This window comes from Rickettsia endosymbiont of Ixodes pacificus (assembly GCF_000965155.1).
Taxonomy (GTDB): domain Bacteria; phylum Pseudomonadota; class Alphaproteobacteria; order Rickettsiales; family Rickettsiaceae; genus Rickettsia; species Rickettsia tamurae.
In genome coordinates this window covers 1,010,707-1,031,053 of the sequence record NZ_LAOP01000001.1, presented here as the reverse complement: position 1 = coordinate 1,031,053, position 20,347 = coordinate 1,010,707, and the positions used below count along the sequence as shown (strand labels likewise).

Below are 20,347 nucleotides of genomic sequence, written 5' to 3'. Positions count from 1 at the left end.
ATTATTATTAATAAATAAAATATTCTCAAATAGCTGTTGACGGTTATATATTATTTTTATAAAATTTAAGCTTATGTTTAACACAATTATGAGTCATAAATGAAAAAATTATCTGTTATATTTTTATCAGTTAGCATGCTTTCCGGTATTGCTTTTGCCAATAAAGACAAAGTAGTTGCTACCTATAAAGGCGGTGAAGTAAAAGAATCGCAAATTATGAAAGAATTTAAGCCTCAGCTTAATCTTCAATCAGGTGAAACAATCAAAAATTTTGATGATTTTCCGCCGCAAGATCAGGAAAAATTAATAAAAATTTATGTTAATAATCTTTTGTTAAAAGAAGAAGTTGCTAAATCAAATATTACTTCATCTAAAGAATTCCAAGAAAAACTTAAAAATGCAAAAAATCAATTAGCTCAACAAGAATTACTAGCAAATTACATAAAATCTAACATTACAGATAAGATGTTTGATGACGAATATACTAAATATGTCGGTAATCTTAAAGGTAAAGAGCAAATAAAAGTTGCTCATATTTTAGTTAAATCCCAAAAAGAAGCTAACGATATAAAGACCAAATTAAGCAAAGGCGGAAATTTCACTAAGCTTGCAGAAGAGTCATCTCTTGATAAAGCTTCAGCTTCAAACGGCGGCGTTATCGGTTACATTCTACTAAATCAACCTGGGCAGTTAGTACCGGAATTTGAAAAGAAAGCTTTTGCTTTAAAAGTAAATGAAGTTTCAACTCCTGTAAAAACCGATTTCGGTTGGCATATTATCAAAGTGCTTGAGAAAAAACCTGTGCCTATTCCAACAAAAGAAGAAGCAAAAGTAACTATTGATAATATATTAGCTGCAGAAGTACTAAAGAAATATATTTCTGATTTAGAAGCTAAAGCTGATTTAAAAATCATGTTACCTAAAGCAGATAGCAAAGCCGGATCGTAATTTATATTTTGTCATTGCGAACGGGTATTGTGGGTAGCAAATCGTCATTGCGAGCAGCCATAGGCTGCGTGGCAATCTCATGAAATAATAACAAAATCCTGAGATTACTTCGTAATTTCCTCGCAATGACGGGAAAACTGATCTACGCAGGCATAACATTATAACTACTCTCAATCACAGCAAATGCTACGCATACAGGATAATCATCAGAAAGAGAAAGGTGAATATTAAAAGGAGGGGGTTTGTTTGTATAGTTTGAACTAACTTCTACTATAGGCTTGCCTAAATCATCATTTAGTATAGTAATATCTTTAAAATTTATACCTTGACCTATACCGACTCCAAAGGCTTTACTAACAGCCTCTTTAGCAGCAAAACGCTTGGCTAAAAAAGCAGCACAGTTTGTTTTATCCAACAAAGCAAACTGTTTTAATTCCTTTGAAGCTAGAATTTTTTTAGCAAAAAGTTCCGGATATAAATGTAATATCTTTTCGATTCTAGGAATTTGTACTATATCAGTACCGACACCGATAAGCATTTACTTATCGGTTTCATAATCTTCGCCATTCTCATCAATAAAGATTTGATCATCTAAATCAGAATAATCTTCCCCGATATAAACTTCAGGTAAATACTCAAATTTTTCTTCTACATCTTCTGATTCATCTTGATTAACAAGCGGCTCTATCATAGTTCTTGTACGCAGACTGTTTATTAAGTCTTGTTCTAACTGGGCTACCGATACTTTTCCGGCAGCAATTCTACGTAATGAGATAACAGGAGGTTTATCACGCTTTTCTTTTTTTATTTGACTAGTTTCTACTTTATAATTTAATAATTTAGCATATCTTGTTGCTAGAACAACAAGCCGAAACCTATCCGATATAATTTTATTACAATCTTCTGCTGTAATTCTTGCCATAATTTTCTCCGTTAAAAATAATATACTACGAATAAATAAGAAATGAGTATACGAAGATCAACTTCAAAAAGAGCAAGGAGTTCACAAGTCGAGGAACGGAGCGTATACTTAATACGTGAGTACCGCAGATCTTGTAGAACGACGCAGCCAATTTTTGAAGTTCATCGAGTATATTATACTCTTTTTATATCCGCACCGCAATTACTTAATTTTTTTTCTAAATCTTGGAAGCCACGATCTAAGTGATATATTCGATGTAATACGGTTTTGCTATTAGTACTAAGACCGACGAGTATTAGCGATACCGAAGCTCTAAGGTCACTTGCCATAACTTCCGCTCCTTTTAACATTTCTACACCTCGGACGACCGCCTTATTACCTCGTACTACTATATCTGCTCCCATCCTACATAATTCAGGGACATGCATGAAACGATTTTCAAAAATATTTTCGGTGATCATTGAAACACCGTTGCTAAGCGTCATAAGACTCATAAATTGTGCTTGTAAATCTGTGGCAAACCCAGGATAGGGATTAGTTTCTAAATCAACTGAATTTAACTTCCCTTCATAAGTTACTTGGACTCCGTTATTGATCGGCACGACTTTTATACCCGTTTCAATGAGTTTTAAAGCTATATTTTCTATAATATGGTAATCAATTCCACAAATTTTCACATCACCTTTAGTAATAGCTGCCGCAAACATATAAGTACCGGCTTCAATACGATCAGAAAGTACTTTATAGCTCGCTTTATTTAAAAAATCTTTACCTTTAATCGTTATTTCGCTAGTGCCGACACCTGCAATATCGGCTCCCATTTTAATAAGACAATTACATAAATCAACTATCTCCGGCTCTCGACCGCAATTAAAAAGCACAGTTTCTCCCTCTGCTAAAACAGCTGCAAGTATTGCATTAATCGTAGCACCTACGGAAACTTTATCAAAAACAAAATGAGTACCTTTTAAGCGTCCTTTACTTGAAGCGTTAATATAACCGTCTTCTATTTCAATCGTAGCTCCCATAGCTTTTAATACGGCAATATGCAAATCTACCTGCCTTGCTCCAATAGCACAACCACCCGGAAGCGATACTTTTGCTTTACCGTATTTGGTAAGCAAAGGACCAAGCACCCAAATCGATGCTCTCATTTTACGGACTATTTCATAATCTGCAGTAAAGTTATTTATATTTCCGGTATTAATTATAAGCTCAAATTCATCTTGGTGTTCTATTATTTCAATATCCGCTCCGTGACTTCTTAACAAATCTTTCATAGTACTAACATCCGTTAATTTTGGAACATTAGTAATATGTAGTTTATCGGTAAGAATAGATGCCGCCATAATAGGTAACACGGCATTTTTAGCACCGCTAATATTAATACTACCTTCAAGAGGCTTACCGCCGTGAATAATTAATTTTTGCATAAATTATTTTGATAAAATTGTAACGTCATTGCGAGGAGAAACTGATTATATTGTCATCCTACGACTTGATCGCGGGATCCAGTTAAAAATAATAATATTATTAGTATTTTTAGTTATTTTCTGGATACCGTGGTCAAGCCACGGTATGACACCGATTATACTACACATCCAAATTCACGACATTTAAAGCATTCGCTTGAATAAATAATCTGCGAGGTTCAACAACGTCACCCATTAAAGTAGAGAAAATGCCCTCCGCTTCATCGACTTCCGCAACTCTTACCTGAAGCAAAGTTCTTTTTGCAGGGGCAAGAGTAGTTTCCCATAGTTGGTCGGAATTCATCTCACCAAGACCCTTAAAACGCTGGATGTTTATACCTTTTTTCCCGCATTCTATAATAGTATTTAACAACTGGCTTGGCGTTAAAATATCGAATTCTTGACTTTTCACTATAAGCTTTAATTGCTTACCGAATATATCAAAAATTGTTAAAGCAAGCTTTGATATTTGTACAAACTCAAATGATTCCAACTGCTCTTTCAACAATATTTTACTTTCTTTTAAACCCCTACTAAAGCGGAAGAACTCTATTTTATTTTCATGTTTTAAAATTTCCCAATTAGTTTTATCAGGCGACTCTTCTAAGCTATTTAAAACATCTAAAGCTTTTTCAAGTCTTAAATCACTTTCAGCTTCAAATATTTTGTTATTAAGTAAGTCATTAATTGCAAGAATTTCAGTAATTGAGCGATTAAATTTTTTGCTAGCATGATCAAGCAAGCCGTTAAACTTAACTACTTTATTAATTAGCTCTTCTAAATTATCGCATACTAACTGTTCTTTACCGTCTAGAGTTAAGGTTGCATCATTAATAGTTGATTTTATCAAATAATCTTGCAGTGCTTGTTCATTCTTTAAATAAAGCTCGGCTGCTCCTTTCTTTACCTTATAAAGCGGTGGCTGGGCTATGTATAGATAACCTTTATTTATTAGCTCCGGCATATGACGATAAAAGAATGTAAGTAATAATGTTCTAATATGTGAACCGTCAACATCAGCATCGGTCATAATAATAACTTTATGGTATCTAAGCTTTTCTAAGGAAAATTCTCGTTCAACACTAATCCCAAGAGCTGTAATTAACGTACCGATTTGGTCCGAACCGAGCATTTTATCAAACCTTGCTCGCTCAACGTTCAAAATTTTACCACGCAGAGGCAATATAGCCTGAATTTTACTATCCCTACCCTGTTTTGCAGTACCGCCCGCAGAGTCTCCCTCAACAATAAACAATTCTGAAATTGCCGGATCTTTTGCATGGCAATCGGCAAGCTTACCGGGTAAATTCGAGACTTCTAAAGCTGATTTTCTTCGAGTTAGCTCCCTTGCTTTTCTAGCAGCTTCACGAGCATTAGCCGCTTCCATAATCTTAGCTATAATTGCCTTAGCTTCTGCCGGATGCTCTTCAAACCACTCAAGAACCTTTGTATAAACGGCATTCTCAACAACCGGTCGTACTTCGGAGCTTACTAGCTTATCTTTTGTTTGAGAAGAAAATTTAGGATCAGGAACTTTAACGGAAAGCACACAACATAGCCCTTCCCTAGTATCTTCACCGCTAAAGTCATTTTTAGCTTTTTTATTAAGACCCGTAGTATCAAGGTAAGAGGTAATAACACGTGTTATCGCTGATTTGAAAGCACTAAGATGAGCTCCGCCGTCACGCTGCCTAATATTATTAGTAAAGCATAAAATATTTTCGTGATAAGAATCGTTCCAATGCATCGCAAGCTCAAGACTTATACCGGACTCATCATTCTCCGTATTAACTACTATACATGGATGAATAGCGTGCTTCGCTCTGTCTATATATTTTACATAAGCTTCTATACCGCCCGTATAATAAAACTCTACTTCCTTAGCTTCTTCAAAGCGATTATCGACGAGTAAAATCTTTACTCCTGAATTTAAAAAAGCAAGCTCACGAAGACGATGTTCTATAGTGCCGGAATCAAATTCTATATTAGTAAACGTTTCTACAGATGGGAAAAAAGTAACTTCCGTACCTTTTTTGTCAATATTTTCTTTGACAACCGCAAGCGGAGCTTCTGTTATACCATTATTAAATCTAATCAAATATTCCTTATTATTACGCCAAATACGCAGCTCAAGCCACTCAGAAAGAGCATTTACAACCGATACACCGACACCGTGTAGACCGCCTGAAACCTTATAAGAGTTCTGATCAAACTTACCGCCGGCGTGAAGTTGCGTCATAATAACTTCAGCTGCCGATATTCCTTCTTCTTCATGAATTTCAACGGGTATACCTCGCCCGTTATCAGATACGGTTACCGAACCGTTTTTATTTAATGTTACTCGTACTAGATCGCAATAACCGGCGAGCGATTCGTCGATAGCGTTGTCGACTACTTCATAAATCATATGATGTAGACCCGACCCGTCTCCAACGTCCCCGATATACATTCCGGGTCTTTTTCTTACAGCTTCAAGACCTTTTAAAACCTTAATAGAATCAGCACCGTATGATGATTCGTTAAATTTTTCTTCAATTTCCGACATAATCTTTATATTTATATATTCAGCTCTATATATTTGTTGCTAGAAACAATAAAAATTACTATAACGTAACTTATTAAAATAGTAAAGTTTCTTGATTTAAAATTAGCGAGATAACAAAATAAAGGCTGACACCGTCATTGCGAACGACTGAAGACCTTGTTGCATAGCTCTTATGTCATTCCCGCAAGAGCGGGAATGACACCGAAACTTTAAGTCAACTTTTTCTAGTCAATACCAAATTAGCGAGATAACAATGAATACATTAAAGTTAAAAAATATTTTCGACGTGATAGATGATTATGATGTGTTTTTATTTGATCTTTGGGGTGTAATAATCGAAGGAGGGCATACTTATCCGGGCGTCGTAGAAAATATTAATAAAATTATTAAACGGAAAAAAGTATATTTTGTTACTAATGCTCCGCGAAATATTTTTTCGCTGCATCAAACAATTAAATCTTGGGGAGTAAACGTGTTACCTGAAATGATTATTAGCTCAGGTGAAATAGCAGTGCAAATGATCCTAGAAAGTAAAGAACGATTCGGTATTGAAAAGCCGATAATATATCACTTAGGACATTTAAAAAATGATATAATAAACGGAATTCAATGTCCTATCACTGATGATATTAACAAAGCTAATATTTTCTTAATGACTATCTATAGAGATGAAAACGAAAATTTAGATTTAAACGAGTTCAATGAATTATTTAAAATTGTTGTACAACATAAAATGGTCAATATTTGTGCTAATCCTGACCTTGGAATAAATCAGCACAGTGTTTATAGATATTGTAGCGGCTATTATGCTGAAAAAATAAAGCAGCTTGGTGGAAAAGTAATTTATAGCGGTAAGCCATATGAAGAAATATATAGCAAGATTTTAAAAGAATGTCATAATACCCCTAAGAATCGTATGTTAATGATTGGGGACACTTTTTACACCGATATACTTGCTGCAAATCGCCTCGGTATAGACTCTGGCCTAGTGTTAACCGGAAATTCTAGAGAATATCACATTAATTTTGATAATATTGAAGAAAAACTAGATAGTTTAACGAAAGCTGCTGCTAAACAATCGATTACACCTAGTTTTGTTGTTGATTTATCTTGAATAGCTTTGCCGTCATTGCGAGGAAAAACTGTAAGTTTTGACGAAGCAATCTCGTGCTAAAGTCCTGAGATTGCCACGCTCCTTTCAGTCGCTCGCAATGACGGAAACCTATATATGCCCTTGCAATGACGTTAAAACAACAACTCTATTGATATTTTACTTATAATCTGCTATAGAGTAAAACTTAAGCGGTCGTGGCGGAATTGGTAGACGCGCAGCATTGAGGGTGCTGTTCTGTAAAAAGATTGGAAGTTCAAGTCTTCTCGACCGCACCATTCGCCGTTTTTCACAAAGTCAAATTAGCGACTTCTTGCTGCAGGTTGCTCTTTTCTTTGTTCTGAGGTCACTGCCTTAAAACTTTTCTGTTTTAACACTTCAGATTTTATATTTACTCCTAAGTTCTTCTTGTTAGCAAATGTTTGTGCTAATTGTATACTCCTGATAAATGAAAAGGAGTTAAAATAAAAACTATTGCTTATTTGTACTCTGTGATTTATATTGATTAGCAAATTGTACACAATTCTGTGCCAAGCCTAACTAAATCAGTTTTAAATAATTATAATTAACTAAGTCTAATAAACTATTAGGTAAATAGGTTATGCCTAATTTCAATATATTTAAAAGCATCTTACCTGATCATCACGATCAATTTGCTGAAATTTTTGATCAAATTAATGATCTGATCGAAGATCACAATTATGATGCTGCTGCAAGCAGGCTGGCCAAACTTCATTATGCCGATTTAGCGGATTTCTTAGATAATCTTAACAATAAAACATATAAAATAATTATTCCCTTATTACAGGATGAAATTAAGCCTGAAACGTTAGTATCGTTAAATGCTTATAGTAAACCTCTAATAATAGAAACTTTAGGCATAAAAAAATCTGCAGAATTAATCAATAAGCTAGTTATAGAAGATGCTATTGAAGTAGTAATCGATCTAGACGATGATATAAAAGACCTTATCCTAAGTAATCTCACTAAAGAAAAAAAACACCAAATTACCGTAGGTTGTACATATCCTGAAAATACGGTAGGTAGAGTAATTGAGCGAGATTTTATTAATCTTCAAGAAGGATGGACGGTCGAGGAATCATTAAATTTTATCAAGAACGTAAAAAATGACTTTTATGCTGCAATTGTTACGGATAATAAATTACGCCCTATCGGTATTATTTCTCTTAGCACGCTAATTAAAGGCAAAAAAAATGAATTAATAAAAGATTTGATGAGCAAAGATTTTAAGCTTGCAGATGCTTTTACCGACTTAAACGAACTAAGCTTCATTTTTAGACAATATGCTTTAACTATTGTACCGGTAGTAAATAAAAGCGGTAAGTTAGTAGGTAGCGTATCAATCGATAATATAATTTATATTATCGAAGAACAAGCCGGAAAAGATATATTATCATTAAGCGGGGTGCACACTCAAGATACTTTCTTCAATGTATTTTATACCGTTAAACATCGTTTTCCTTGGCTCTTTGTTAATTTAATCACTGCCTGCATGACCTCACTTATCATTAACCATTTTAACGATACTATTGCAAAACTTGTAACACTTGCAGCCACTATGCCTATTGTAGCTTCAATGGGCGGAAATGCCGGAACACAAGCCATGACCGTTACGGTTAGAGCCCTTGCTAATAAAGATATTCATTATAATAATGTCAATAAAGTTATATTAAAAGAAATAGCCGTATCGGCTTTTAACGGTTTTGTACTTGCAATTATCGGAGCAGGACTTAGCTTTGTGATGTTGCTTGACTTAAATCTTAGCATTATTTTTGCTATTGCAGTTATTTTAAATTTTTTAGTAGCCGGATTATTCGGCTCTGCTATTCCTATAATACTGCATTATTTTGATATAGACCCCGCTGCAGGCTCCGGTGTATTTTTAACAACCATAACCGATGCTCTAGGTTTCCTAACTTTCTTAAGCCTTGCTCATATTTTTTTAGTGTAAAATTTGGTGTTTATTCAAATAAAAATACGTACGCATTGCAGCAAACAGTAGCTATAGCTCCAAGACATTTACATATACCACAACTTGTATCCTGATTTTCAAAGTCGGTAATATTATTAATATTATTCTCAGATATATTATTATCTCTTTTTATATTTGTATATTCTGATTATTATTATTAATATTCGACTCTTTGAACAATAAATTTGCAACAGTTAGTATTAAATGCAGTTAGATTAGTATTATTTAAGGAGCTATAGCTAGACCATAGTAAATAGGTACAGTTAAATAAACTTTAGTACGTGTTCTACAGCCATACTGATATCTTTGAATTGCCCCGTAACTTTTCTTATTTCGTTCTTAATCTTAAACCAATAATGTTCTATAGGATTTAAGTCTGGGCTATATGTAGGTAAGAATAAAATTCTGCACCCAACCGACTCGATTAATTCTCTTATTATATTATTCTTATGGAAGTTGATATTATCCATAATTACTGTTTGTCCAGGATGTAATTCTTTAGTTAATATAGTCTCTACATAGGTTGTAAATATTTCTTTATTACAATTTCCTTCAAATATTACTGGCGCTATAATTTGATTATTACGAAGCCCCGCTATCATACTGATCCTGGATTTATGTTGATACACTTTGTTTCCATAACATCTAGTACCTTTTATACTCCATCCATATTCTCTACAAGCATTATCTTCTATTCCTGACTCATCAATGAATACTAGAGTTTCTTTAGAAATTTGCTGTATCTTTTCTATAAATTCATTCCTTAAACCAATATCCCTTCTGGGATGAAGATGACTTTTTTTTATAAGTGTACCCTAGTAGTTTTCTATAGTAATTTATTCTAGTTCTTTGTAATCTATTACCTAGTATAATACTTAATTCTTTAGCTGTTTTATCATGATTATTGATAATTAATTCTTCAAATTCTTTGAGATTTATTTTTGCATTATAACCCTTTGCTGGACCATAAGGTTTTGCTTTTATATCTCCTGTTTCCCATTTAAGAGTTTTCCATCTATATATAGTGTTACGACCTATATTGAATATTTTACATGCTTTAACAATTGAGAGCCCATCATCTAGAGCTTTGAATAGTTTCATTCTTAAATCGTAACTGTAACTGCTTGCCATAATTTATTTATTATCATTTATAACATATATATTAGCATAGTATGTACCTATTTACTATGGTCTAGCTATAGCTTGTGCGTACTCTTGTACTTCTAAACTATTACTATTTGACATAGTGACATTTTGACTTTAGGATTAATATTTAAAATTATATAACAATAATCTTTAATCTGCAGCTATTTATTACTGCAATTTTTGGTATTTCCTCGAAACGGTTGATATCGTCATGAGCTAAGCGACTGCAAAGAGCGTGGCAATGACGTAAACTTTTCAAATTATCAACTTTTCTAGGCAATGCCTAATTTTTTAATAGCCCACAAATTATAATGAAATAAGAAATAACTTTTATGGAAGATATAAGCTCTTGGAAAGAAAAGTTTGAAATTTGTGTTTATAGTAAAAAATTACTTGATAAACTCGAATATTTAAATACTAAAGTAGAAAATCCTATAGATATACTCGAAATCAAAAAAGGTATCTACTATGCCCGTAAATATCACGGTTCTCAAATGCGTCAATCAGGCGATCCTTATTATTCGCATCCGATTGAGGTAGCAATTATGCTTGCGGAATTTGTAGCTGAAGAAGCACCTAAGCTTTATAACGTTATTATGCTGCAAGCCGCTTTACTTCATGATACTATTAAAGACACCGAATTAACTGAAGAAGCAATTACCGAAATTTTTGGACCGGAAGTAGCAAAACACGTAGAAGGTCTAACTAGAATTAAATCTTACGGAAAGATAAGTAGCGGAGAAAGCCTAAACTTATTAATTAAAGAGAAAAGATACAATACGGCATTAATAAAATTATTTGACCGAATTCATAATGTGCAAACTTTGGGAGTTAAATCACCTGAGAAAGCTAGAAAAATTATTGAAGAGACTTTAATAAATTTTCTTTTGATCGCTGCTAATATAAATTATAAACTAGAACAAGAATTTGCTGAGTTATGCCTAAAAGTTTTTAATATCGAACTTGAAAGACAAAAAGCTTTTTCTAATAATAACTCTCTGCTTCCTCCTCTAACTTTATAAAATGATTTACTCCAAATGTATAACCAATTAGAATTGGAATAATAAAGAATAATAATCCCCAGTGATTAAAATAATCTATCAAGTAAATTGTTCCAAAAGAAGAAACTGTAAACATTAAAGCCTTGATAAAGCGAATATAAAACTGCCGCATGTAAAACGTTTTAATACCGGAAATCTTGCATAAAACACTGCACCTGCCGGAAAAGTAGTAGGTGCAAATACTACAATAAATAATTGGAATAAAAGTAATTCTATAGTATTTGAAATATTATTTAGTAAGATAGGAGACATAATAGCTACAATAGAAAATATTATTAATCTTACTTTAAGGACTTTTAAAGGATGTATTTTACAAACCAAATAAGTAACAATTATTGTACTTATTAATTCTGTACCACAAACAATAAAATTTTGATGAATTACTTGAGCAGCACTGTAATTAAATGAGTTTTTTAGCATATTACCGCAATAAATATAAACAATATAAAACCATAACGGTGCTCCACACTGTATAAAAAAGAAAGCTATTGCTGTTGGTTTATTAATTTTTTCACTCCAAATAGGGCTTGATTTTAGCCGATTACTATCTATCCCCGTTTGTGCTACAGTTTTCTTTATTCGTCTTTTTGCATCAATGAAATCCGGAGTCTCCCTAAGATTTGTCCTTGCAACAGCACCAACCATAGCAATAGCTGCTCCAAACCAAAATGCAATACGCCAATCAAGTCCAAAAGAAGTAGTTCCTACCGCCAATGCTACGGTTGCACCTAAAGTTACAAAAACAACAAGCGAAGCCACCACCCAATAACGTTGAAGAATTTTTGTCATTTCGGTTAGATAAAGCTCGGCACCTACTACCTCCCCCATAGAGGACATCCCCTGAGCGATCCGACACGCAATTACTACAAAAGTCGCCGTAATACCAATTTCGGCATAAGTTTTTAAATTAGCCATTATAAGACAACAAAGCGACATTAAAAAAGTTGTAATAATGACCGTTGCCTTACGACCTATAGTATCTCCTATCCAACCGAATATTAAAGCACCGATAGGTCTAAATACATATTGTTGAACAATATGCAATGGCAGAATATAGAGAAGCAGCTCGTGCATCGGCTTCAAGAAAAAATAGCTCGTTGTTTTTAACTAGATTGCTTAGTCAATTACTTTGTAATTTCCTTGCAATGGCGTTAATTTATTAAATAATCTATATTTAGCAATACCAATAAATTTCTAATTTAATACTTGCAATTTATCTTATAATTACTTATATTCAGATTCGCTTAGATTAAAAAGCACTAAGGCGTTTTATATGTAATTAATTTTTATCCCCTTAAACTTTTTACATTAAAACGCCGTTATTTTATTTAAGCGGGTGTAGCTCAGGGGTAGAGCGCTACCTTGCCAAGGTCGAAGTCGAGGGTTCGAATCCCTTCACCCGCTCCAGTGATTTTTTCTTAAGAAATATTAAAACTATTTCAGTATTAACCTGAATGTTTAGGATGTCATTCCTGCTTTCGCAAGGCCTTGTTGCATAACTCGTTTTATGTCATTCCCGCGTAGGCGGGAATCCAGTAAAGCAGATAAAAAACTTATTTTTTTATCTGTTTATTTTATCAAATATGTAATCTATATCAATATTGAAGCTATTTATTCTGGATTCCCGCCTACGCGGGAATGACATAGAACATGTTTTTCGAGCCAGGCAACAACGCCCTTTCACAAATGACATCGGTAAGTTTATCATAAATTCAATCTTCCAAACCATTTATTTATTTTACCCTTGCATAAAAGCGTTTAGCTAGCTATTTTTATTTTATTAAACTTCTTGCATAACGTAGTTAATAAGGAGAAATTTGTAGGAGACACTTCACCTCGAACCGCAGCATACACTTAGTACGTGAGGATTCGAGTACCGGATCGACACACAAATTACCCTTAGAAGCAAGTTATGCAAGAAGTCTATTGCAACAATTAGGAAATTACATATGTCAGCAAATACGCAAGATAACCAGACAAACAATAATGACACTATAGAAATACAGGAAACTGAGGTAGTACCTGTAGAAACAAATTTTCTACAATCGGGGTTAACAAGCTTAATACCGATGGTTTTAATTTTTGCCATATTTTACTTCTTATTATTACGTCCACAAGAAAAACGCCGCAAAGAAAGAGAGAAATTAGTAAGTGAAGTTAAAAAAGGCGAAGAAGTTCTAACAAATAGCGGCATTTACGGTATTGTGACTAAAGTAAGTGAAAATGACAATAATATTGAAATCGAAATAGCTAAAGACGTACGTATTAAAGCTTTAAAAAGTGCTATTATCGATATAACTAGTCGTACAAAAGAAGTAGCAGTAAAAAAAGAAAATAACAAAAAAGATAAGAAGGTAAGCGGTGCAAAATCTTCCTAAATGGAAAATTTTTCTTTCAATTATATGTACGGTTTTTGCGGTTATTTGTGCCTTACCTAATTTCATGCAGGTAAACTCTAAGTTTCTGCCTCATGATTCAGTAAATCTAGGGCTTGACCTTAGAGGAGGAGCCCATTTATTATTCGATGTTGATTTTGACACCTACTTAAATGATTCAATGGAAAATCTTGCCGACACTTTACGCAAAAATTTTCGTGAGGATAAAATCGGCTATAAAAATCTGTTAGTTAGACAAAATAGCATTCAATTAGAAGTAAGATCGCCTGAGGAATTAAAGCCATTAAAGAAAATAATTAATAAAATCGATCCGGAAATTATCGCTGAAGTAAATGAAAATAAAATAAAGCTTAGCTACAGCGAATCTAGATTAAATGACTTACTTAATAAGGTAGTAGACCAATCTATTGAGATCGTTCGCATGAGAGTTGATAGTACCGGCACTAAAGAGCCGACCCTACAGAAACAAGGCGATAAGCATATATTGCTGCAAGTTCCCGGTGAAGAGAATCCCTCTTACCTGAAGAATATATTAGGGAAAACTGCAAAGCTAACTTTTCATTTAGTTGATGAAAATGCCAATATCGAAGAAGCGGTAAAAGGACATGTTCCGGTAGGTTCAATGCTAGTTAAGGGAGATAGCGAAAGTCATGGGGAGTATTATGTAGTTATAAAGAAAAAAGTTGTTTTAGGTGGGGATCAGCTTACAACCGCTTCAGCTTCTTTTGACCAAAATTCGCAAGCGGTAGTTGCTTTTTCTTTCAACAATTTAGGTAGTAAAATATTTGGTGAAATAACCAAAAATAATACCGGTAAACGCCTTGCTATAGTTTTAGACAATAAATTACTAAGTGCTCCAACGATAAACGGAGCGATTATGGGCGGAAGCGGTATAATAACAGGAAATTTTACCGTTGAGTCGGCAAATGAGCTTGCACTATTATTGCGAGCCGGTTCGCTCCCTGCCCCACTTAAAATTATTGAAGAGAGAAGTATAGGGCCAAATTTGGGTGCTGATTCTATAGAGTCGGGCAAAAAGGCAGGACTTATAGGATTTATAGCAGTGTGTATATTTATGGTTTGGTCTTACGGTGTGCTTGGTTTATTTGCCAATATAGCCTTAAGCCTTGCATTGTTATATATTTTAGCTTTACTTTCACTTTTCCAAGCTACTTTAACTCTGCCGGGAATTGCAGGAATAATACTAACTATGGGTATGGCTGTTGATGCTAATGTATTGATTTATGAAAGAATTAAAGAGGAATTACATAAGGGAGTTTCTAATCTTTATGCTATTAGAACCGGTTTTGAATCTGCGGTTGCTACTATCCTTGATTCCAACTTAACTACTTTAATCGTTGCCTTTTTACTTTATATATTTGGAGTCGGGGCAATAAAAGGTTTTGCCGTTGCATTAACAATCGGGATTATATCTTCAATGTTTTCGGCGATTATCATTACTAAATTGTTAATAGATATTTGGGTAAAATATTTTAAACCTAAAAAACTAGGTCTGGTGTAAGAGGTTATAAGTAATGATTTTTATGGTATTGTTGCGTACCGGAGTCGTCATTGCGAGGAAATTGCATAGCAATTGACGAAGCAATCTCAGGAGTTTGTTATTATTTCATGAGATTGCCACGTCGCCTACGGCTTCTCGCAATGACAATTTTGACAACGTTCCTCAAGCCACAGAATGACAACGAAAAAACGGACAATATATTATGAAAATACAGTCAAATATTATAAAAATAATTATTGTAATTAGCTTATTAATAGGAGTAGGAGCATTATATTTATTGCTATCTTTAAAAACTCCTGACAAACCGCTTGCCGGTCAAGTTAATATCTATGAAGATAACGTAAAAATCGGCGGTGATTTTGAGCTAACTGACCAAAATGGAAAGATATTTAATAGTGATAAGTTGCAAGGCAATTTAAGTCTCATTTACTTTGGTTTCACCTCTTGTCCTGACATATGCCCGACCTTTCTAAATAAGATGACGGAGATTGTAGAAATTTTAAGTAAACATAACATAGATATTATACCTGTTTTTATCACTATTGATCCAAAACGTGATACACCGGAAGTACTTAAAGAATATCTAAAACATTTTCATCCAAAATTTATAGGTCTTACCGGTAACGAGCAACAGATAAAAGATGTAACCGATAAATTCAAGGTTTTCTATGCTTGTGTAAATGGTGATGATGACGACCCGAACTATATGCTTGATCATTCATCTTTTACCTATTTAATCGATGCAAACGGAAAATATCTGAAACATTTCTATTTAGATTCTTCACCTAAGGAAATTATGGAGTTTTTAAAAGGCAATTAATGAGTAATTATATATTAGCTGCATATTTATTTACTTTTTTAGTTTTAACGATATTGTTAATTGCAAGTTTTTTAAATTACAAGTCATTGAAAAATAAACAGAACTTTAATGCAAAAGAGAGTAAGAAATAGATTAATAACAATAATTATTTGTTTCTGCTCAGCATGTTTAGGAATTAGTATAATACTTTACAATTTAGAGAAAAATATAGTATTTTTTTTGCCGCCGTCAAAAATTAATGAAATAGAACAAGGCAAAGAGTTAAGAGTCGGTGGGCTTGTTAAAACAGACTCAATAAATAAAATTGCTGCTGATAAGACAAGTTTTGTTATTACCGATAATATTAAGGATTTAGAGATATTATACCAAGGTTTAGTCCCTGCCCTATTTCGGGAAGGACAAGGAATTATTGCCATCGGGCAATTATCGGATGGGAAATTTATAGCAAGACAATTACTTGCAAAGCATGATGAGAATTACAGACCTCCGAGTTAAATACTCGGTGTCATACCGTGGCTTGACCACGGTATCCATAAAAACAACTTAAAACACAGGTTGTTTCAACATTTTTAACTGGATGCCGTGGTCAAGCCACGGTATGACAAAAACAAGACAAAAAACATGTTTATAGATAAAATCAAAGCAAAAGCAAATAATGACGAAATAAACGTAATTATCGAAATTCCGATGAATAGCGGTCCAATCAAATATGAATTTGACAAAGAATCAGGAGCGGTTTTTGTTGATCGCTTTATGCAAACCACTATGAGCTATCCATGTAATTACGGTTTTATTCCTCATACTCTTTCAAATGACGGCGATCCCGTAGACGTACTTGTCGTAGCTCATCATCCGGTAGTGCCTGGGTCGGTTATAAAATGCCGAGCAGTCGGCGTATTAATGATGGAAGACGAATCAGGGCTTGATGAGAAAATAATCGCAGTACCGACTTCTAAGCTCGATATTACTTTCGATCATATTAAAGAGCTAGATGATTTATGTGACATGCTCAAGAAACGTATCGTGCATTTCTTTGAGTATTATAAAGATTTAGAAAAAGGTAAATGGGTTAAAGTTACCGGATGGGAAAATAAAGCAAAAGCCGATAGCTTGATTAATGAAGGTATAGACAGGGCAGGAGCGTAGAGCAACGCTGTCTACCGTGGCTTGACCACGGGTATGACAGCGCGTACGTTTTTTGATCCATGCAATAACATTAAAATAAGATAAAAACAAACAGTGGCCGACTTCTTGCATAACGAAGCTAATAAAGAGGAATTTGAAGGAAACACGGAACGCAGCACCACAGCGTACACTTTAGTACGTGAGGATGCGAGTACCGGATTGACGCACAAATTACCTTTAGAAGCAAGTTATGCAAGAAGTCGATTATTTCGTTCAGGAGTCGTAGTAGCTTTTTTTACACTAATTTCTCGCATATTCGGGCTTGTGCGTGAACAATTTATCGCATCATTATTCGGCTCTATGCCCATGGGTGATAGCATTAATGTTGCTTTTAAACTACCGAATCTATTTAGAAGAATTTTTGCAGAAGGTGCATTATCAAGCGTATTCATTCCTATTTATAATGAAAAAATGCTTATTTCTAAGAAAGCCGCTAATAATTTTTCAGGTGAGGTTTTTACCCTTCTACTTCTGACATTAATAGTAATAATAGCATTAATGCAAATCTTCATGCCACAATTAATGCTGTTTATTGCTCCTGGATTTCACGGTAAAAAAGAAAAGTTTGAGCTTACGGTATTTTTATGCCGAATTACAATACCTTATTTAATATTTGTTTCATTAACGGCTCTACTTGGCGGAATATTAAACTCCGTAAAGAAATTTGCAGCTTTTGCTTTTTCACCGGTTATTTTAAGTGTATGCGTAATAATTTTTACTCTAACATTTGACAATTATATAGAGTCTACTATCTCAATTAGCTTATCTTTAATAATTGCCGGAATATTACAAGTTTCTTTTATGTTTGTCTGTGTGAAAAGAGCGGATTTAAACTTTCCGATAATTTTTAACCCAAGCGATCCCGATGTAAAAAAGCTTTTAATTAATATGGGACCGGCGACCATTAGCTCCGGCGTACAGCAATTAAACCTTTTCATATCCCAATCTATTGCTAGCTTTATTGAAGGTGCTATTTCTATATTATCTTATGCCGACCGGATATATCAATTTCCTTTATCGATAATAGGTACTAGCTTCTCTACTATATTGCTACCTGAGCTGTCAAAAATATATAAATCAAATGATATAGTAGCTGCAAAAAAAATACAGAATAACGCTATTAGAATGGGGCTATTGTTATCATTGCCTGCTACATTCGGTATTATAATTCTATCTCATCCGATTATTAATATAATTTATGAAAGAGGAGTATTCACGAACCAAGATACTACAAATACAGCTGAGGCTATTTCTGCGTTTGCACTTGGGCTTCCTGCTTTTATTTTGGCAAAAATTTTAACTCCTATTTTTTATGCTAACGGAGATACTAAAACACCGCTCAAAATAACCTTATTTTCAATAATAATTAATACCGGTATGAATCTATTATTAATGGATTCTTTGAAACATATCGGTATTGCAGTCGGGACATCTATTGCAGCTTGGTATAATCTAGGTTTATTATATAGCTATACTACAAAACAAAATAAGCTACATATAGAAGCCGGTATAAAGCTTTTCTGTGGTAAAATTTTGTTATGCTGTACATTAATGTCTATTATAATTGCTTTAATAAAGCATTATTATTTAGAATATTTTTATTCGGAATATTTACTGATTAAGGTCTGTATGCTAGGCAGTACAATTGCAGTTGGAATGGGAGCATTTTTCGGCATGGCATATTTATTAAAAGTGGTTAATTATGATAATAACAAGAAATAAGCACCAATCAAATTATCAGGATTTGCTAAAAACCTTAGCTATTATAGCCATGATTATTGATCATGTGGGTTTATATCTATATCCCGAATTAACAATTATGCGGATCATAGGTCGTACAGCTATGCCGGTATTTTGCTTTTTTGCCGGTTATAATTTTCATGATAAGCCAAAAACCCATATAATAATATTCGGTGTTTTGCTACAAATATATACCACTGTGCTATTTAAACAGTTTCTTACTACAAATATTCTAATCTCTATCTATTTAGGGCAATGGTATATTTATTATTTTCGTAATTCTTTAACTCGCTTTTTCTATAGCGGTTATTGTCATGCAATTATAATGGTAATATTGTGGTATATTAGCTGGGATATGATTGATTACGGGACTCTTGTAATTGCTATAATGATACTTGGATTTATTTCAAAACATGAACAGGCAAATCTAAAACTTTGCTGTTTTATAGCAATTTTTGCTTCTTTCGTGCATTCAACTCTTTTTACTCTTGCAATTTCCTTTAATGAGTTTAATTTTTCAAATACTGACTTAATTTTAAACCTCACTTTCTTAACAATTACCTATATATTAATGATCATAAGCGATTATTCACAAAAAATACCGATAAATTTAAAATGGATAAGCCGGAATGTTTTATATATTTATTGCATACAAATTATGATCTTACAATTCATATTTATCTATAAATACACATATGGTTTTAAAAATTGGTAGTAAACATTAATAATTAGTGACAGTGGTCCTAGATTAATATTAATATGATTTAGATAATTATTACTTATATGGATTTGATAGATCGTCTAATTCCGGATAATGAACAATATAAAGAGCAATTTAGAAAAAACAAACTATTTAAAATTAAGTTAGATAGTACTCTACAAAAAAATAAATTTCTTAAACATTTTCGGATTTGGTCAGGCGAATTTCAAAAAATGGTATTAGCAAGAGTAGTGTTTTCTGAAACAAAAGAATTTAAACAACTTGCATGGGAGCATCTTACCGATGAATTTGGACATAATATAGAATTATCCCAAAATCTAGAAAATGGTAAAGAAACTACAGATTCTATTTTTGAGGCCTTAGGTTCTTAGTTTACGCTAAAAATGATAACTCTTGGAGATAGTGAAAGAGCCGTCCTTGCCCATTTAGTAATAGAGTCTTGTGCTACTATATTTTATGAAAAATTAGGATCAATATTTTTTAATCATAAAGCAGCAAAACATTTCAAAACACATATGCATCTTGATCCTGAACATGAACAAATGGGAATAGATTTATTAAAACAAATAAATATTAATGATTCTTCTTTACTCAATATTCAAAAAAAAGCTGGGATATGATTGAAGCTCTGTTTATTAGACTTGCTGAAATCACACAGGATTAGCTTTATCTACCTAACTAATGTAAATAGCGAATTATTACATAATCCGCTATCTAGTTAAAAATAATGAAAATAAAAACTAATTAATTGACATTTAAATCCAT

At 33.3% G+C, this 20,347-nt stretch carries 17 protein-coding genes, 2 tRNA genes and 4 pseudogenes; 15 read left to right on the top strand and 8 right to left on the bottom strand.

Going from position 1 to position 20,347, the window contains the following annotated elements; translation table 11 throughout:
• Nucleotides 1–99 precede the first annotated feature (99 nt).
• On the top strand, nucleotides 100–948 hold the full coding sequence (locus REIP_RS05515) for a peptidylprolyl isomerase (protein ID WP_023507896.1): 849 nt from the start codon (nucleotides 100–102) through the stop codon (nucleotides 946–948).
• A 142-nt stretch (nucleotides 949–1,090) separates the two neighbouring features.
• Here the strand turns inward: REIP_RS05515 and acpS are convergent, their stop codons facing one another.
• The 5 genes from acpS to gyrB form a co-directional block, all read right to left on the bottom strand.
• A complete protein-coding gene (gene acpS / locus REIP_RS05510) occupies nucleotides 1,091–1,486 on the bottom strand; it encodes a holo-ACP synthase (protein ID WP_008580416.1) in 396 nt (131 codons plus the stop codon).
• Nucleotides 1,487–1,870, bottom strand: a complete 384-nt coding sequence (gene rpoZ, locus REIP_RS05505) for a DNA-directed RNA polymerase subunit omega (protein ID WP_008580417.1) — start codon at nucleotides 1,868–1,870, stop codon at nucleotides 1,487–1,489.
• Between the two features lie 173 nt (nucleotides 1,871–2,043).
• Nucleotides 2,044–3,303, bottom strand: a complete 1,260-nt coding sequence (gene murA, locus REIP_RS05500) for a UDP-N-acetylglucosamine 1-carboxyvinyltransferase (protein ID WP_045804016.1) — start codon at nucleotides 3,301–3,303, stop codon at nucleotides 2,044–2,046.
• A gap of 45 nt (nucleotides 3,304–3,348) precedes the next feature.
• Complete coding sequence (locus tag REIP_RS13225; protein ID WP_269429013.1) at nucleotides 3,349–3,471, bottom strand: hypothetical protein; 123 nt, start codon at nucleotides 3,469–3,471, stop codon at nucleotides 3,349–3,351.
• Complete coding sequence (gyrB, locus tag REIP_RS05495; RefSeq protein WP_045804015.1) at nucleotides 3,464–5,887, bottom strand: DNA topoisomerase (ATP-hydrolyzing) subunit B; 2,424 nt, start codon at nucleotides 5,885–5,887, stop codon at nucleotides 3,464–3,466. The genes REIP_RS13225 and gyrB overlap by 8 nt, the downstream gene beginning before the upstream one ends.
• 253 nt (nucleotides 5,888–6,140) lie before the next feature.
• On the opposite strand from gyrB, the gene REIP_RS05490 reads away from it, so the two are divergent.
• From REIP_RS05490 to mgtE, 3 genes are all read left to right on the top strand, one after another.
• Nucleotides 6,141–7,001 carry a TIGR01459 family HAD-type hydrolase gene (locus tag REIP_RS05490; protein WP_045804014.1) on the top strand — a complete coding sequence of 287 codons (861 nt, stop codon included), beginning with the start codon at nucleotides 6,141–6,143 and terminating at the stop codon, nucleotides 6,999–7,001.
• Nucleotides 7,002–7,189: 188 nt separating this feature from the next.
• Nucleotides 7,190–7,276 (top strand) — tRNA-Leu (locus REIP_RS05485).
• Between the two features lie 323 nt (nucleotides 7,277–7,599).
• Nucleotides 7,600–8,970 (top strand): magnesium transporter, encoded by a 1,371-nt coding sequence (gene mgtE, locus REIP_RS05480; protein WP_045804013.1) that lies wholly within the window; start codon nucleotides 7,600–7,602, stop codon nucleotides 8,968–8,970.
• A 10-nt stretch (nucleotides 8,971–8,980) separates the two neighbouring features.
• On the opposite strand, the pseudogene REIP_RS12605 reads toward mgtE, so the two are convergent.
• Nucleotides 8,981–9,238: pseudogene (locus REIP_RS12605) on the bottom strand (hypothetical protein); the annotation flags it as partial.
• 16 nt (nucleotides 9,239–9,254) lie between these two features.
• A protein-coding gene (locus tag REIP_RS09720; RefSeq protein WP_156147374.1) for an IS630 family transposase occupies nucleotides 9,255–10,122 on the bottom strand; the annotation gives its coding sequence in 2 pieces (ribosomal slippage) (nucleotides 9,255–9,794 and nucleotides 9,796–10,122; 867 coding nt in all).
• Nucleotides 10,123–10,469: 347 nt separating this feature from the next.
• On the opposite strand from REIP_RS09720, the gene REIP_RS05465 reads away from it, so the two are divergent.
• Nucleotides 10,470–11,159, top strand: a complete 690-nt coding sequence (locus tag REIP_RS05465) for an HD domain-containing protein (RefSeq protein ID WP_045804012.1) — start codon at nucleotides 10,470–10,472, stop codon at nucleotides 11,157–11,159.
• On the opposite strand, the pseudogene REIP_RS05460 reads toward REIP_RS05465, so the two are convergent.
• Nucleotides 11,122–12,272, bottom strand: a pseudogene (locus tag REIP_RS05460) (MFS transporter). The gene REIP_RS05465 and the pseudogene REIP_RS05460 sit on opposite strands and share 38 nt — an antisense overlap.
• Before the next feature lie 258 nt (nucleotides 12,273–12,530).
• Here REIP_RS05460 and REIP_RS05455 point away from each other — a divergent pair.
• The 10 genes and pseudogenes from REIP_RS05455 (at nucleotide 12,531) to REIP_RS05415 (ending at nucleotide 20,246) form a co-directional block, all read left to right on the top strand.
• A tRNA-Gly gene (locus tag REIP_RS05455) sits at nucleotides 12,531–12,605 on the top strand.
• 361 nt (nucleotides 12,606–12,966) lie between these two features.
• Nucleotides 12,967–13,127, top strand: a pseudogene (locus REIP_RS09715) (palindromic element RPE1 domain-containing protein); the annotation flags it as partial.
• 20 nt (nucleotides 13,128–13,147) lie between these two features.
• Nucleotides 13,148–13,576, top strand: coding sequence for a preprotein translocase subunit YajC (gene yajC, locus REIP_RS05450; protein WP_045804011.1), 429 nt, complete (start codon nucleotides 13,148–13,150; stop codon nucleotides 13,574–13,576).
• Nucleotides 13,560–15,116, top strand: a complete 1,557-nt coding sequence (gene secD / locus REIP_RS05445) for a protein translocase subunit SecD (protein WP_023508144.1) — start codon at nucleotides 13,560–13,562, stop codon at nucleotides 15,114–15,116. The genes yajC and secD overlap by 17 nt, the downstream gene beginning before the upstream one ends.
• Nucleotides 15,117–15,318: 202 nt before the next feature.
• Entirely contained in the window at nucleotides 15,319–15,936 is a 618-nt protein-coding gene (locus tag REIP_RS05440; protein ID WP_045804010.1) for an SCO family protein, read from the top strand.
• Nucleotides 15,937–16,044: 108 nt separating this feature from the next.
• Nucleotides 16,045–16,431 carry a cytochrome c maturation protein CcmE gene (gene ccmE / locus REIP_RS05435; protein ID WP_045804009.1) on the top strand — a complete coding sequence of 129 codons (387 nt, stop codon included), beginning with the start codon at nucleotides 16,045–16,047 and terminating at the stop codon, nucleotides 16,429–16,431.
• Nucleotides 16,432–16,557: 126 nt separating this feature from the next.
• A complete protein-coding gene (gene ppa / locus REIP_RS05430; protein WP_008579732.1) occupies nucleotides 16,558–17,082 on the top strand; it encodes an inorganic diphosphatase in 525 nt (174 codons plus the stop codon).
• Between the two features lie 198 nt (nucleotides 17,083–17,280).
• The gene (gene murJ / locus REIP_RS05425; protein WP_410525702.1) at nucleotides 17,281–18,843 is read left to right on the top strand and encodes a murein biosynthesis integral membrane protein MurJ; all 1,563 of its coding nucleotides are present in this window, start codon (nucleotides 17,281–17,283) and stop codon (nucleotides 18,841–18,843) included.
• The gene (locus REIP_RS05420) at nucleotides 18,824–19,576 is read left to right on the top strand and encodes a TraX family protein (RefSeq protein ID WP_045804007.1); all 753 of its coding nucleotides are present in this window, start codon (nucleotides 18,824–18,826) and stop codon (nucleotides 19,574–19,576) included. The genes murJ and REIP_RS05420 overlap by 20 nt, the downstream gene beginning before the upstream one ends.
• A gap of 68 nt (nucleotides 19,577–19,644) precedes the next feature.
• Nucleotides 19,645–20,246 (top strand): annotated as a pseudogene (locus tag REIP_RS05415) (hypothetical protein).
• The last annotated feature ends 101 nt before the right edge of the window (nucleotides 20,247–20,347 follow it).

Excerpts from the sequence above, each read along its gene's own strand:
- REIP_RS05490 (WP_045804014.1), top strand. The coding sequence starts at position 6,141 with ATGAATACATTAAAGTTAAAAAATATTTTCGACGTGATAGATGATTAT.
- ppa (WP_008579732.1), top strand. The coding sequence starts at position 16,558 with ATGTTTATAGATAAAATCAAAGCAAAAGCAAATAATGACGAAATAAAC.
- yajC (WP_045804011.1), top strand. The coding sequence starts at position 13,148 with ATGTCAGCAAATACGCAAGATAACCAGACAAACAATAATGACACTATA.
- ccmE (WP_045804009.1), top strand. The coding sequence starts at position 16,045 with ATGCAAAAGAGAGTAAGAAATAGATTAATAACAATAATTATTTGTTTC.
- rpoZ (WP_008580417.1), bottom strand. The coding sequence starts at position 1,870 with ATGGCAAGAATTACAGCAGAAGATTGTAATAAAATTATATCGGATAGG.
- REIP_RS13225 (WP_269429013.1), bottom strand. The coding sequence starts at position 3,471 with ATGTGTAGTATAATCGGTGTCATACCGTGGCTTGACCACGGTATCCAG.
- REIP_RS05515 (WP_023507896.1), top strand. The coding sequence starts at position 100 with ATGAAAAAATTATCTGTTATATTTTTATCAGTTAGCATGCTTTCCGGT.
- mgtE (WP_045804013.1), top strand. The coding sequence starts at position 7,600 with ATGCCTAATTTCAATATATTTAAAAGCATCTTACCTGATCATCACGAT.
- gyrB (WP_045804015.1), bottom strand. The coding sequence starts at position 5,887 with ATGTCGGAAATTGAAGAAAAATTTAACGAATCATCATACGGTGCTGAT.
- REIP_RS05465 (WP_045804012.1), top strand. The coding sequence starts at position 10,470 with ATGGAAGATATAAGCTCTTGGAAAGAAAAGTTTGAAATTTGTGTTTAT.
- REIP_RS05420 (WP_045804007.1), top strand. The coding sequence starts at position 18,824 with ATGATAATAACAAGAAATAAGCACCAATCAAATTATCAGGATTTGCTA.
- acpS (WP_008580416.1), bottom strand. The coding sequence starts at position 1,486 with ATGCTTATCGGTGTCGGTACTGATATAGTACAAATTCCTAGAATCGAA.
- REIP_RS05440 (WP_045804010.1), top strand. The coding sequence starts at position 15,319 with ATGAAAATACAGTCAAATATTATAAAAATAATTATTGTAATTAGCTTA.
- murA (WP_045804016.1), bottom strand. The coding sequence starts at position 3,303 with ATGCAAAAATTAATTATTCACGGCGGTAAGCCTCTTGAAGGTAGTATT.